This is a genomic window from Rhodococcus sp. DMF-1 (assembly GCF_021441945.1).
Classification (GTDB): Bacteria; Actinomycetota; Actinomycetes; order Mycobacteriales; family Mycobacteriaceae; genus Rhodococcus; species Rhodococcus ruber.
Genome location: NZ_CP090442.1, coordinates 3,189,029 through 3,202,080, shown reverse-complemented (window position 1 = coordinate 3,202,080; position 13,052 = coordinate 3,189,029). Strand labels below are relative to the sequence as shown.

Genomic DNA, 13,052 nt, shown 5'->3' with positions numbered 1-13,052 from the left:
CTAGGGGAGTCCGGCGCCGATCCCCGGAATGAAACATGTTCCAATTTTGCCGTCGGTGTGGTTATGGTGGCGGCGGGTGATCCCTGCCACGTCGCGCCGTCACCACGCCGCCCCATCGACCGGAAGGACGACCATGACCGACGAGTACGCCGACCTGCATCGCCCCGTGTTCACCGCGGACCTGCTCATCACCGCCCTCGAACGCAGCGCGGACAAGCCGGCCCTGTACCTCGGCGACGTGGTGCTCACCGGCGGGGAGATGCGTGACGAGATCAGCCGGTTCGGCCAGGCGCTCGCGTCGGTGGGGGTCGGGCAGGGCTCGTCGGTGGCGATGCTGTCGAAGAACCGTCCCGAGGTGCTCATCTCGATGGGTGCGACGATGGTCGCCGGGTGCCGCAACAGCGCGCTCAACCCCATGGGCTCGCTGCCGGACCACCTGTACATCGTCGGCGACGCCGCGATCGAGACGCTGATCTTCGATCCGAACCACTTCGAGGAACGCGCCGCCGAACTGCAGGCACAGGTTCCGATGCTGAAGAACGTCTTCTCCCTCGGCCCCTCGCAGGTCGGCACCGACATCCTCGCGCTCGCGGCACAGTTCACGCCGCAGCGGCTCGTCGCGGCGCCCGTGGCGGCGGAGGACACCTCGTCCGTCGTCTACACCGGTGGCACCACCGGAAAGCCCAAGGGCGTCATGGGGTCGTTCCGCTCGGGCGCGACCCTCACCCAGATCCAGATGGCCGAGTGGGAATGGCCCCGCGAGCCGCGCTTCCTGATCTGCACGCCCCTCTCGCACGCCGGGGCCGCCTTCTTCGTCCCCACGCTGCTGCGCGGCGGATCCCTCTACGTGCTGCCGTATTTCGAACCCGGCCTGGTGCTCGAGACGATCGAGAAGCACCGCATCAACGCCACGATGCTCGTGCCGACCATGATCTACCTGCTGCTCGACCACCCCGACTTCGACACCCGCGACCTGTCGAGCCTCGAGACGCTGTTCTACGGTGCGTCGGCGATGTCGCCGGCGCGGCTGCGCGAGGGCATCGAGCGGCTCGGCCCGGTGTTCTTCCAGTTCTACGGGCAGAGCGAATGCGGCATGACGATCTCCGTGCTGCGCAAAGAGGATCACCTCGCCGACGACCCCGAGCGCCTGGCCACGTGCGGCCGGCCCGTGCCGTGGCTCGACGTGCGGCTGCTCGACGACGACCTGAACGAGGTGCCCCGCGGCGAACTGGGGGAGATCTGCGTGCGCGGACCGCTCGTGATGAAGGGATACCTGAACAAGCCCGACGAGACGGCCGAGGCACTGCGCGGCGGCTGGTTGCACACCGGTGACGTCGCGCGGGCCGACAAGAACGGCTTCCTGACGATCGTCGACCGCAAGAAGGACATGATCGTCACGGGCGGCTTCAACGTCTTTCCCCGCGAGATCGAGGACGTCCTCTCGTCGCACCCGGCCGTCGCGTCTGTCGCGGTCGTCGGCGTGCCCGACGCCAAGTGGGGCGAGGCCGTCAAGGCGTGCGTCGTGCTGCGGGAGGGCCAGTCCGTCTCCCCCGAGGAACTGATCGAGAAAGTCCGTGCCGCAAAGGGTTCGGTCCACGCTCCCAAGTCGGTGGACTTCCTCGACACGCTGCCGCTCACCCCGCTGGGCAAGCTGGACAAGAAGACCCTGCGCGCCTCCTACCGGTAGGCGGCTTCGCCGCCGGTGTGCCCTTTGGGCGGTCAGGGCAACCCAAAGGACACACCGGCAGCGCAGCTGCACCCGTTGTCGGTGGTGCGTCGCCACCCGAGACGGGTGAGGACGGCTTCGACCTCTGCGGCCACACCGCACGGGTCCCGGCTGACCTCGTCGTACCCGTACACCAGGCGGGAGCGCCCGGCGAGCTCGGCGGCATTGTCGCGGCGACGGTCCCGGAAGGCGACCTCCGCCATCGAGTGGAACCTGCGTCCGTCGAGCCGGACGGTCAGCGCGGCGCCGTGAACGTCGTAGGTGCAGTCCTCGTACAGCGTTCGCCCGTCCACGACCGTCGGGGTCTGCCGATGCGCCGGGGGAAGACCGTGCCGTTGCTCCACCTCGGTCGCGTAGCGGAGTTCGAGCATCGACTGGACGCCGTCGGCGAGCAGCCGGACCGCATCGTCGAGCGCCTTCCGGTAGCGGTACGGGGTTCGCTCCTGCATCCGGCGTCGGATCTCCGACAGGGGAATGCGACTGTCGGTGACGACCCGGATCAACCGGAGGTAGCCGTCGTGCGGGGTGGGGGCGGCTGTTGCCAGGTCGAGCGCCGTGTCGGCGCGGCCGGTGCGCGGGGGCATCGTCGGCACCCCGATGTGTGCGTGGGCCCTGCTGCGGTGGACGATCACGCCCGGATGAAGCATGTCTCCGAGATGCGGCAGCCGAATGCCGCGCGGCTTCGCCGTGGCGAAGGTCGCGGTCTGTCCTCTCGTCGACGATCCCACCGGCACGGTGACATGGACCGGTTCGAGTGGATCGTGGGACAGCATCCCCCATTCCTCGGCGGCCGTGCAGTGACTGAGGACGGCGGCCTCACCGGAGAACGCAACGGCCGCGGCCAGCACCGCGGGCCGGGACAGCGGACCGGTCGTCACCGAGTACACCCCTCGGAGTACCTGCTGCCACCGCCCGCGCTCGAGACGGTGCCGGATCCACGGCCACGTACGTCCGTGGTGTTCGAGCTGGGCGCGGGTGACGATCCCGTGCTGGAACGTGACGATGCGATCGAGTTCGGGGACGTCCGGGAGAAACCGCATGCAGACATGATTCGGCGGGGAACGCTCCTCGGGAACCGGTAGCCCGGCCGATCGCCGCAATCTGTGGAGAAACCGGGCGGCTGGGGATAACTCGGCGGTGTGCCCTTTGGGCGGTCAGGGCAGCCCAAAGGGCGCACCGGCGGCGTCAGCCGCCTACAGCGGGTCGAAGCTGATGTTCTGCCGGGGAGTGCCGCCGGCGGACAGCGCGTACAGGGTGGTGCGGATCATCGACGGGGAGCCCGCGATCTGGATCTGCCGATCGGCCCAGGAGCCGAACTGCGACACCACCTTGCCGAGCTTGCCGTGCAGGGGCCGGTGCAGGCCCGGTGGTGGATCCTCGACGGGAACCGGGTGCCACCACGGGTTCTCGGTCTCCTCGACGACCGGGACGACGGTGAGCCACGGATTGGTGGTGGCCAGCTGCCACAGGGTCTGCAGGTCGTACAGGTCGCACGGATACTTGCCGCCGAAGAACAGGTGCACGCGCGGATTGTCGCCCCGCATGCCCATTTCCATCAGTTGTGCCCGCAGCGGCGCGAGGCCCGTGCCGGAGGCGATCATCAGCACGTCCTCGCCGCTGTCCCGGTCGACGTGCAGTCCCCCGAGCGGGGGTCCGATGACCCAGCGGTCGCCGACGGCGGTCTCGCCGACGAGCGCGGGACTGACCCAGCCACCGGACACGCGACGGACGTGGAACTCGATCTGCCCGTAGGGATTCGGAGGAATCGCCGCCGACAGGTACCGCCACATGTGCGGGCGCTGCGGGATCTGCACGCTCATGTACTGCCCGGCGTGGTACGGGATCGGCGAGTCCGTCTCGAGCCGGATGATCGCCAGGTCGGGCAGGACTCGCTCGTGGCCGACGACGGTGGCGCCCCACGCGGCGGGCAGCTCGTCGTCGGCGACCGCGTCCGCCATGGTCCCGACGAGCAGGTCGATCACCCGGGCCCAGGTGCGGTCGAGGGCGTCGGTCCACAGGATCGGCGGGGTGCACTCGCGCACGGCGGTGTGCAGCGCCCGGCCCGCGGACCGGAAGTGCTCGGGCCGGACCCCGTACTTGCGGTGGTCGCGCCCGAGCTGGGTGAGGAATGCGGTGACGGCGTCGGGGTCGCCGAGGCGGTTGACGGCCCAGCCGACCGCGGTCGCGAACCGCTGGCGCATCGTCTCCATACCCGCGGGGAACAGCTCACGGATCCCGACGGTGTCGCTCCACAGGGCGGTGTAGAAGGCGGTGGCGAAGCGCTCGGCGCCGCCGGGGGTCGCGACGATCGACGCGAAGCTGAGCTGGACGCGGGCGACGGCGAAGGCCTCCACGCACCCTCCTGCTCGCCGTCTCTGCTGGTCGGCCGCCACTGTAGTCCCGTGGCGGTGTTTCGGCCACAATCGACGGCGGGCGGCCCGGCCCGCCCGGAATGTGTCGCACATCACATAACCGGATAAAGTTGAGCGGAACAAACTCAAGTTTGGGGCCGTTGAAGCTTGCGAATGCCCGCGACGGGAGGCTTGCGGGTGCAGAATTGATACCGGCTCGCTCAATGAAGGGAAGGGGTTCGCAGTGGACTCGTTCAATCCCACCACCAAGACCCAGGCGGCGATGACGGCCGCCATGCAGTCCGCGTCCGCTGCGGGCAACCCGGAGATCCGTCCGGCCCACCTGCTCGTCGCGCTGCTCGACCAGACCGACGGCATCGCCGCGCCGCTCCTCAAGGCGGTCGGCGTGGATCCGACCGTCGTGCACCGGGAGGCGCAGACGCTCGTCGAGCGGCTGCCGCGTGCCACCGGCGCCACCCAGACGCCGCAACTCGGCCGCGAAGCGGTCGCCGCCCTGACCGCCGCCCAGCACCTCGCCACCGAACTCGACGACGAGTACGTCTCGACCGAGCACGTGCTCGTCGGCCTGGCCGGCGGCGATTCCGACGTCGCCAAGCTCCTCGTCGGGCACGGCGCCACCCCGGCCGCGCTGCGCGACGCGTTCACCACCGTCCGCGGCAGCGCCCGCGTGACCAGCCCGGACCCCGAGGGCACCTACCAGGCGCTCGAGAAGTACTCGACCGACCTCACCGCCCGCGCCCGCGAGGGCAAGCTCGACCCGGTCATCGGCCGCGACAACGAGATCCGCCGCGTCGTGCAGGTGCTGAGCCGGCGCACCAAGAACAACCCCGTGCTCATCGGCGAGCCCGGCGTCGGCAAGACCGCGATCGTCGAGGGTCTCGCGCAGCGCATCGTCGCCGGCGACGTCCCCGAGTCGCTGCGCGGCAAGACCGTCATCGCGCTCGACCTGGGCTCGATGGTGGCCGGCGCGAAGTACCGCGGCGAGTTCGAGGAACGCCTCAAGGCGGTGCTCGACGAGATCAAGGAATCGGCCGGCCAGGTCATCACCTTCATCGACGAGCTGCACACCATCGTCGGTGCCGGCGCGACCGGCGAATCGGCGATGGACGCCGGCAACATGATCAAGCCGATGCTCGCCCGCGGCGAGCTGCGCCTCGTCGGCGCGACCACCCTCGACGAGTACCGCAAGTACATCGAGAAGGACGCCGCCCTCGAACGCCGTTTCCAGCAGGTGCTCGTCGGCGAGCCGAGCGTCGAGGACACCGTCGGCATCCTGCGCGGCCTCAAGGAGCGGTACGAGGTGCACCACGGCGTGCGCATCACCGACTCCGCGCTCGTCGCCGCCGCCACCCTCTCCGACCGGTACATCACGTCCCGGTTCCTGCCGGACAAGGCCATCGACCTCGTCGACGAGGCCGCGTCCCGGCTGCGCATGGAGATCGACTCGCGTCCCGAGGAGATCGACTCGGTCGAGCGCATCGTCCGTCGCCTCGAGATCGAGGAGATGGCGCTGCAGAAGGAGACCGACGAGGCCTCCAAGGAGCGGCTCGAGAAGCTGCGCGCCGAACTCGCCGACGAACGCGAGAAGCTGAACCAGCTCACCACCCGCTGGCAGAACGAGAAGACCGCCATCGATTCGGTGCGGGGCATCAAGGAGCAGCTCGAGGCGCTGCGCGGCGAGGAGGAACGCGCCGAGCGCGACGGTGATCTCGGCAAGGCCGCGGAGCTGCGCTACGGCCGCATCCCGCAGCTGGAGAAGGAACTGGAGAAGGCCGCCGCCGCGTCCGGAGCCGCCGCCGACGGCGACGTCATGCTCAAGGAGGAGGTCGGCCCGGACGACGTCGCCGACGTCGTCGCCGCGTGGACCGGCATCCCCGCCGGCCGCATGATGGAGGGCGAGACCGCCAAGCTGCTGCGCATGGAGTCCGAGCTCGGCAAGCGCGTCGTCGGCCAGGACGAGGCCGTCCAGGCCGTGTCGGACGCGGTGCGCCGCTCCCGGGCGGGCGTCGCCGACCCGAACCGGCCCACCGGCTCGTTCCTGTTCCTCGGCCCCACCGGCGTCGGCAAGACCGAGCTGGCGAAGGCGCTCGCGGACTTCCTGTTCGACGACGAGCGCGCGATGGTGCGGATCGACATGTCCGAGTACAGCGAGAAGCACTCCGTCGCACGGCTCGTCGGTGCCCCTCCGGGCTACGTCGGCTACGAGTCGGGTGGTCAGCTCACCGAGGCGGTGCGTCGCCGCCCCTACTCGGTGGTGCTGTTCGACGAGGTCGAGAAGGCACACCCGGACGTGTTCGACACGCTGCTGCAGGTGCTCGACGACGGCCGGCTCACCGACGGGCAGGGCCGTACCGTCGACTTCCGCAACACCATCCTCATCCTCACCTCGAACCTGGGTGCGGGTGGCGACCGGGAGCACATCATGGCGGCGGTGCGCGCGGCGTTCAAGCCGGAGTTCATCAACCGGCTCGACGACGTGGTGGTCTTCCACTCGCTCACGGAGGACCAGCTCGAGCAGATCGTCGACATCCAGCTCGAGCAGCTGGCCGGGCGCCTGGCGGCCCGCCGGCTCACGCTCGACGTGTCGAGCTCGGCCCGGTTCTGGCTCGCTGTGCGGGGCTACGACCCGCAGTACGGTGCGCGTCCGCTGCGCCGGCTCATCCAGCAGTCGATCGGCGACCAGCTCGCCAAGAAGCTGCTGGCCGGGGACATCAAGGACGGTGACACCGTCTCGGTGGGCGTCAGCGACGACGGCGACCACCTCGTGTTGGGCGCGTAGCGCCCGGTGCGTCCTTTGGGCGGCTCCAGCAGCCAAAGGACGCACCGGCGCGTGGCGCCTACCCTGGAGGGACCATGACTGACCCGCACGATCCGCGCACCCCCCAGGAGCGCGCCTACTCGCTCGACGAGGGGCGCGACGACGACACGGGCGCCGGCCCGGACGCCGACGACACCCGGGTACTGCACACCGCCGACCCGACCGAGGCGTACGGCCGGCCCGTCGACCCCACGTTGGTCTACCCGTCGTACGACCCGCGGTTCGATCCGACGGCGGCGCCCCCGAACCCGACCCAGGCGTTCGAGCAGCCCGGCCCCTACGGTCCGCAACCCCAGTACGCCCCGACCCAGCAGTACGCCCCGACCCAGCAGTACGCCCCGACCCAGCAGTACGCCCCGACCCAGCAGTACGCCCCCACGCAGCAGTACGCCCCCACTCAGCAGTACACAGGGGCGCAGCAGTACCCCTACGGCCAGGAGTACGGGTCGGCGCCACCGACCCCGCCGCACACCGGTGAGTACCCGCCGCTCGACGCGCAGCCGCCCCGACGTCGCCGCTGGGGTCTGATCCTGCTCGCCGCGGCGGCATTGATCGTGCTGGCCGGCCTCGGCGGCTACCTGCTCAGCGGCGGCAGCGGCGACGATCCGCAGCAGCGCAGCGCCGCGGCCCCGACCACCACGACCACGGTGCCCCGGCCCGCGCCCACGACGCCCGCGCCCACCACCGATCCGGCCGCGCCCGGCCTGCCGTTCGAGCAGCTGCCCGGCGGGCTCGGCGACGTCATCGGCTCCGCCGGCACCGTCGTCGGCACGATCACCGCCAACGACGGCACGTCCCTCACGCTCAGCGGCATGGGCGGCTCGATCGTCACGGTGCGGCTCACCCCCGAGACGCAGATCATGTCGCTCGCGGGCTCCGATCCGTCGTCGCTGCGGGTCGGCGACTCGGTCGTCGCGCAGGGCTCGCCGCTGCGGAACGGGGAGATGATCGCCGACACGGTGGTCAGCGCGTCCCTGCCGTCCTTCGGCGGTCCGGGCAACTAGAACGCGATAGGCTGGCGCTCGATGACGGTGATGTGGTTCGGACTGGCGGCGATCGCACTCGCGGGTGCGTTGGCGTTGCTCTACGTCGACCGCACGCGGCGTGAGCAGTCCGGTCGCGTGCGTGAGATCTGGGCGCGCGCCCAGGGCTACAAGTACAGCGCCGCCGACGACTCCCTGCCCGGGCACTGGCACCGGGCGGCCCTCGCCAAGCAGGAGTATCTCGGCGCGGTGGACGTCGTCCACGGCATCCGCCGCGGCGAGGAATTCATCCTCTTCGACATCGAGGAGACCGCGACGATCGTCGCGGTGCGCCGCAAGGTCGGCTCCGACGTCGACATCGACCTGCGCCTGAAGTCGACGCCGCCGCCGAAGGACCCGGACATGAACCTGCTCGGCGCCATCGGGCCGCGCATCGTGTTCGCCACCGACCTCGAGATCGCCCGCCGCATCTGTGACCAGCGCATGGTCGCGTACACGGAGTCGATCCCCCCGCACGTGCAGATGCTGTGGAGCGAGGGCGAATGGACCCTCGGCTCGATCCCGGTGGGCAGCACCGGCCGCGAATGGGACGCGGCCATCGAGACCGTCGCCCGCCTCTCCGGAATCCTGCACGTGCTGCCGCCGATCGTGGAGCCGCAGGAACTCGACCGGGTCGCGCACGATCCCGGCCGGCCCTCCGCGCGGCGCTGAGCCCGCGTCACCCGACGCGGCCGGCGCGCTGCGCTAGCTTTACCCCATGACTTCCGCTGCCACCCGGCCCGTCGCCCTGGTCACCGGACCCACTTCGGGCATCGGCGCAGGCTTCGCGCGCGCGCTCGCCGGCAAGGGGTACGACCTCGTGCTCGTCGCTCGCCGTGAGGAGAGCCTGCGGTCCCTTGCCGACGAACTGGCTTCCCGTTTCGGCACCACCTCCGCGATCCTCGCCGCCGACCTGGCCACCGAGGACGGCCGCGCGGCCGTCGCCCGCCGCCTCGCCGAGGGCGTGGAGATGCTCGTCAACAATGCCGGCTTCGGCACGTCCGGCGAGTTCTGGACGGCCGACCCGGCCGTGCTGCAGGCTCAGCTCGACGTCAACGTCACCGCCGTGATGCAGCTGACCCGGGCCGCGCTGCCGCCGATGATCGCCGCCGGCAAAGGCAGCATCGTCAACGTCGCCAGCGTCGCCGGTCTGCTCTCCGGGCGGGGGTCGACGTACTCGGCCAGCAAGGCCTACGTCGTCTCGTTCACCGAGGGACTGTCCGGCGGCCTCGCCGGCACCGGGGTGAAGGTGCAGGCACTGTGCCCCGGCTTCGTGCACACCGAGTTCCACGAGCGGGCCGGGATCGAGATGAGCTCGATTCCGGAACTGATGTGGCTCGACGTGGACACCGTGGTGCGCACCTCCCTCGCCGACCTCGAGGCGGGCAAGGTGATCAGCATCCCCGGCCTGCAGTACAAGGTGCTCACGACGGTGGGCCGGCTCGTCCCGAAGAACCTGGTGCGCCGGGCGACCAACCTGGTCGGCCGGGGCCGGGACCGGACGTAGGCCGCACCGGATAACGGTCCGGACACGGCGCCACGACACGGCGCGTCGCGCTCCGGGTGTCGCCTCGGCTGCGCGGTAGATTCCGCCCTGTGACGTCTGTGGCCCTTGTGATTGTCGTTGCGGTCGTGGTGATCGTGTTGCTGTGGACGCGTGCCGCCGTCCGCCGCCTCCGGGTGCTGAAGATGCGCCACCGCGACAGCCTGCGCTTGCTGACCAACGAACTCGACGACCGCTACGATCAGGTACCCGCACTCATCGCGGCGTCCGCCGGTGCGGGTGTGGATCGCAGCCGGCTCAGCCCCGTCGTCGGGGCGCGATCCCTGGCGATCGCCATGCGCGACCAGCGGCTGCCGCTGGGGGAGCGGGCCGCGGCCGAGAACACCCTGTCGGCGGCCCTGCACGAGCTGATCGGCGTCCTCGACGGCGTCAACCACTGGCCGTTCATCCGTGTCGCCCGCGAGTTGCGGACACGCGAGCAGCGCATCGCCGGGGCCGCCCGCGTCCACAACGATCTCGGCCGCACCATCAACACGGCCGCCACCACCTTCCCGACCTCGGTGTTCGCGCGCATCGCCGCGGTCGGACCCGTCCCGCTGTTCGAGGTCGTCGCCCCGCTCGCCCCCGCCGCCGTCGTCCCGCCGGTGCCGGTCGCGCCGGAGCCGGCCGCCCCCTCCGCAGACGCGCCGACCGGCGGATCGGACACCGTCGCCGCCTGACCGCCGGCCCCCGGCTAGGCTCGTCGTCGCCGGCGCCCACGGGCGCGGCGTGGAACGAGTAACGGTAAGGGGTTGCGATGACCGATCGCGAGGAGTTGGCTGCGCTGGTTCGAGAACTGGCGGTGGTGCACGGCAAGGTGACCTTGTCGTCCGGCAAGGAGGCCGACTACTACGTGGATCTTCGCCGCGCCACCCTGCACCACCGGGCCGGGCCCCTGATCGGCAAGCTCATCCGGGAACTGGTCGCCGACTGGGACTTCGACGCCGTCGGCGGACTCACCATGGGTGCCGACCCGGTCGCGCTCGCGGTCATGCACGCACCGGGCCGTCCGATCGACGCGTTCGTCGTCCGCAAGGCCGCCAAGGCGCACGGCATGCAGCGGCAGATCGAGGGCCCCGACGTGCTCGGCAAGCGGGTCCTGGTGGTCGAGGACACGACCACGACGGGCAACTCTCCGCTCACCGCCGTCAAGGCCCTGCGCGACGCCGGCGCGACCGTCGTGGGCGTCGCCACCGTCGTCGACCGGGCCACCGGCGCCGGCGAGGTGATCGCCGCGGAGGGCGTGGAGTACCGCTACCTGCTGGGCCTGCAGGACCTGGGACTGCAGGACGCCTAGGAGTCCGGGTGCGACGGACCGCGGCCCGCCTCGCGGACGGCCGGGAGCTGTTCTACTTCGACGACACCGAGCCGTACGCCGGAGGCGGAGCAGTGCGGGAACGGCACGACACCCGGCGGCTGCCGCCGGCCGGGGCGGTCTCCGAACTGCGCTTCGACCCGCTGACGGGGGAGTGGGTGGTCTCCGCGTCGCACCGCATGGACCGCACCTTCCTGCCGGACCCCGCCGACTGCCCGCTGTGCCCCACCCGGCCGGGCCGGGCCGCCACCGAGATCCCCGCCGACGACTACGACGTGGTGGTGTTCGAGAACCGTTTCCCGGCCCTCGGATCCGGTGGCGCCGACGCCGGTCCGGTGGACGGCGACCCGCTGTGGCCGCGACGGCCCGCGACGGGACGCTGTGAGGTGGTCGCGTTCACCGCCGACCACGACGCCCGCTTCGCCGACCTGAGCGTCGAACGGGTCCGCACGGTGTTCGACGCACTGGCCGACCGCACCGCCGAGCACTCGGCCGCCCCCGACGTGCGGCAGGTGTTCTGCTTCGAGAACCGCGGCGCGGAAATCGGTGTGACACTGCAACATCCGCACGGTCAGATCTACGCCTACCCGTTCCTGCCGCCACGCTCGCAGGTGCTGCTGCAGCGCGCCCGCGCGCACCACGCGGCGACGGGCCGGCTGCTGCAACGCGACGTGCTCGACGCGGAACGCCGGGCGGGCACCCGCGTCGTGTGGGCCGGACGACGGTGGACCGCCTATGTACCGGCGGCGGCGCGCTGGCCCGTCGAGGTGCACCTCGCCCCGCATCGCGACGTGCCGGACCTCGTCGCCCTCGACGACGCCGAGCGCGACGAACTGGCGGTGCTCTACCGGGAGTTGCTCCGTCGCGTCGACCTGTTCTTCGACGGCGTGGAGCGCGTCCCGTACATCGCGGCCTGGCACCAGGCGCCGGTCGGCGACGAGCGACCGTACGGTCGTCTGTTCTGCCAGATCTTCTCGCTGCGACGCGCTGCCGACAAGCTCAAGTACCTGGCCGGATCGGAGTCCGCGATGGGCGTATGGATCAGCGACACCTCCCCCGAACGCATCGCGGTGCGGCTGCGGGAACTCGCCGGATGAGCGTGGCCGCGGCCGCCGCAGCCGGGTTCGCCGAGGCGTTCGGGGGGGCCCCGGAGGGGGTGTGGTGCGCGCCGGGCCGGGTCAACCTGATCGGTGAGCACGTCGACTACGCGGGCGGGCTGTGCCTGCCGCTGGCGCTGCCGCAGGTCACGGCCGCCGCGGTCCGGCGACGCGACGACGGCGCGGTCCGGCTGGTGAGCGAGGGCTTCGCCGGTGTGTCCTTTGGGCGGCTGGGGCAGCCCAAAGGACACACCGGCGGCTGGGCCGCCTACGTCGTCGGGGTGATCGGCGCGCTCGACCCGCCGGGATTCGCGGGCGCCGACATCGCGATCGCCTCCGACGTGCCGGTCGGCGCGGGCCTGTCGAGTTCGGCCGCGCTCGAGGCGGCCGTGGCTCTCGCCCTGGCCGAGCTGTCCGGGCTGCCGGTCGACGATCCGGGCCGGGCCGTCCTCGCCGCCGCCTGCACGCGGGCCGAGAACGACTACGTCGGCGCCCCCACCGGCGGGATGGATCAGCAGATCGCGCTGCGCGGCCGGGCTGGGCACGCCCTCCTGCTGGACTGTGCGACGGGCGAGGTCGAGCACCTCCCGATCGACCTCGAATCGCACGGCCTGGCACTGCTCGTCGTCGACACCGACGCCCCGCACCGCCTCGTCGACGGGCAGTACGGGCAGCGGCGGCGCGACGTCGAGGAGGCCACGTGCCGGCTCGGGAGCCTGCGCGACGTCGGCACCGTCGCCGCGCTCGGCGCGCTGACCGACCCGGTGCTGCGGCGCCGGGCCGGGCACGTCGTCACGGAGATCGCCCGGGTCCGCGCCGCCGTCGCGGCCCTGCGCGACGACGCCCCGCGACGGCTCGGACCGCTGCTCGACGCCGCCCATCGGTCGCTGCGCGACGACTTCGAGGTCAGCTCCGTCGAACTCGACACCGCCGTCGACGCCGCGCGCGCCGCCGGTGCGCTGGGTGCGCGGATGGTGGGTGGCGGATTCGGCGGCTCGGCGATCGCATTGTGCCGGGCGACGGACGTCGACGCGGTGGCGGAGGCCGTCACGGTGGCCGCCCGCGAGCGGGACCTGCCGCGCCCGAAGTTCCTGCGGGCGACGGCGTCGGCGGGCGCCCGCCGCTGCGCCTGAGGAAAGCCGGCCGGGTGACGCCGCGC

At 71.6% G+C, this 13,052-nt stretch carries 11 protein-coding genes; 9 read left to right on the top strand and 2 right to left on the bottom strand.

The window, feature by feature from the left end:
- The first annotated feature begins 133 nt into the window (after positions 1 to 133).
- Positions 134 to 1,687, top strand: coding sequence for an AMP-binding protein (locus tag LZP97_RS14605; protein WP_234574705.1), 1,554 nt, complete (start codon positions 134 to 136; stop codon positions 1,685 to 1,687).
- 32 nt (positions 1,688 to 1,719) lie between these two features.
- Here the strand turns inward: LZP97_RS14605 and LZP97_RS14600 are convergent, their stop codons facing one another.
- Together LZP97_RS14600 and LZP97_RS14595 are read right to left on the bottom strand one after the other, a co-directional pair.
- Positions 1,720 to 2,766: a type IV toxin-antitoxin system AbiEi family antitoxin domain-containing protein gene (locus LZP97_RS14600; RefSeq protein ID WP_017680748.1), complete on the bottom strand. Its 1,047-nt coding sequence runs from the start codon at positions 2,764 to 2,766 to the stop codon at positions 1,720 to 1,722.
- A 153-nt stretch (positions 2,767 to 2,919) separates the two neighbouring features.
- Positions 2,920 to 4,080: an FAD-binding oxidoreductase gene (locus tag LZP97_RS14595; protein ID WP_010593236.1), complete on the bottom strand. Its 1,161-nt coding sequence runs from the start codon at positions 4,078 to 4,080 to the stop codon at positions 2,920 to 2,922.
- A 241-nt stretch (positions 4,081 to 4,321) separates the two neighbouring features.
- Here LZP97_RS14595 and clpB point away from each other — a divergent pair, with 241 nt between their 5' ends.
- The 8 genes from clpB to galK all read left to right on the top strand — a co-directional run bounded on the left by clpB (position 4,322) and on the right by galK (position 13,026).
- On the top strand, positions 4,322 to 6,877 hold the full coding sequence (clpB, locus tag LZP97_RS14590) for an ATP-dependent chaperone ClpB (RefSeq protein WP_010593235.1): 2,556 nt from the start codon (positions 4,322 to 4,324) through the stop codon (positions 6,875 to 6,877).
- 74 nt (positions 6,878 to 6,951) lie between these two features.
- Positions 6,952 to 7,920 (top strand): DUF5666 domain-containing protein, encoded by a 969-nt coding sequence (locus LZP97_RS14585; protein ID WP_048772100.1) that lies wholly within the window; start codon positions 6,952 to 6,954, stop codon positions 7,918 to 7,920.
- A gap of 30 nt (positions 7,921 to 7,950) precedes the next feature.
- On the top strand, positions 7,951 to 8,610 hold the full coding sequence (locus LZP97_RS14580) for a hypothetical protein (protein ID WP_017680746.1): 660 nt from the start codon (positions 7,951 to 7,953) through the stop codon (positions 8,608 to 8,610).
- 46 nt (positions 8,611 to 8,656) lie between these two features.
- On the top strand, positions 8,657 to 9,445 hold the full coding sequence (locus LZP97_RS14575; RefSeq protein ID WP_010593231.1) for an SDR family NAD(P)-dependent oxidoreductase: 789 nt from the start codon (positions 8,657 to 8,659) through the stop codon (positions 9,443 to 9,445).
- 134 nt (positions 9,446 to 9,579) lie between these two features.
- Positions 9,580 to 10,161 carry a LemA family protein gene (locus LZP97_RS14570; protein ID WP_326491669.1) on the top strand — a complete coding sequence of 194 codons (582 nt, stop codon included), beginning with the start codon at positions 9,580 to 9,582 and terminating at the stop codon, positions 10,159 to 10,161.
- Between the two features lie 77 nt (positions 10,162 to 10,238).
- Positions 10,239 to 10,778 carry an orotate phosphoribosyltransferase gene (gene pyrE, locus LZP97_RS14565; RefSeq protein ID WP_048772104.1) on the top strand — a complete coding sequence of 180 codons (540 nt, stop codon included), beginning with the start codon at positions 10,239 to 10,241 and terminating at the stop codon, positions 10,776 to 10,778.
- Between the two features lie 8 nt (positions 10,779 to 10,786).
- Positions 10,787 to 11,893, top strand: coding sequence for a galactose-1-phosphate uridylyltransferase (gene galT, locus LZP97_RS14560; RefSeq protein WP_017680743.1), 1,107 nt, complete (start codon positions 10,787 to 10,789; stop codon positions 11,891 to 11,893).
- Positions 11,890 to 13,026, top strand: a complete 1,137-nt coding sequence (galK, locus tag LZP97_RS14555; protein WP_048772106.1) for a galactokinase — start codon at positions 11,890 to 11,892, stop codon at positions 13,024 to 13,026. Before galT ends, galK begins: the two co-directional genes overlap by 4 nt.
- Positions 13,027 to 13,052 lie beyond the last annotated feature (26 nt).

What these genes read in the sequence shown, in the direction of transcription:
- LZP97_RS14605 (WP_234574705.1), top strand. Translation starts at nt 134, where the DNA reads ATGACCGACGAGTACGCCGACCTGCATCGCCCCGTGTTCACCGCGGAC.
- LZP97_RS14600 (WP_017680748.1), bottom strand. Translation starts at nt 2,766, where the DNA reads ATGCGGTTTCTCCCGGACGTCCCCGAACTCGATCGCATCGTCACGTTC.
- LZP97_RS14585 (WP_048772100.1), top strand. Translation starts at nt 6,952, where the DNA reads ATGACTGACCCGCACGATCCGCGCACCCCCCAGGAGCGCGCCTACTCG.
- LZP97_RS14580 (WP_017680746.1), top strand. Translation starts at nt 7,951, where the DNA reads ATGTGGTTCGGACTGGCGGCGATCGCACTCGCGGGTGCGTTGGCGTTG.
- LZP97_RS14575 (WP_010593231.1), top strand. Translation starts at nt 8,657, where the DNA reads ATGACTTCCGCTGCCACCCGGCCCGTCGCCCTGGTCACCGGACCCACT.
- pyrE (WP_048772104.1), top strand. Translation starts at nt 10,239, where the DNA reads ATGACCGATCGCGAGGAGTTGGCTGCGCTGGTTCGAGAACTGGCGGTG.
- galK (WP_048772106.1), top strand. Translation starts at nt 11,890, where the DNA reads ATGAGCGTGGCCGCGGCCGCCGCAGCCGGGTTCGCCGAGGCGTTCGGG.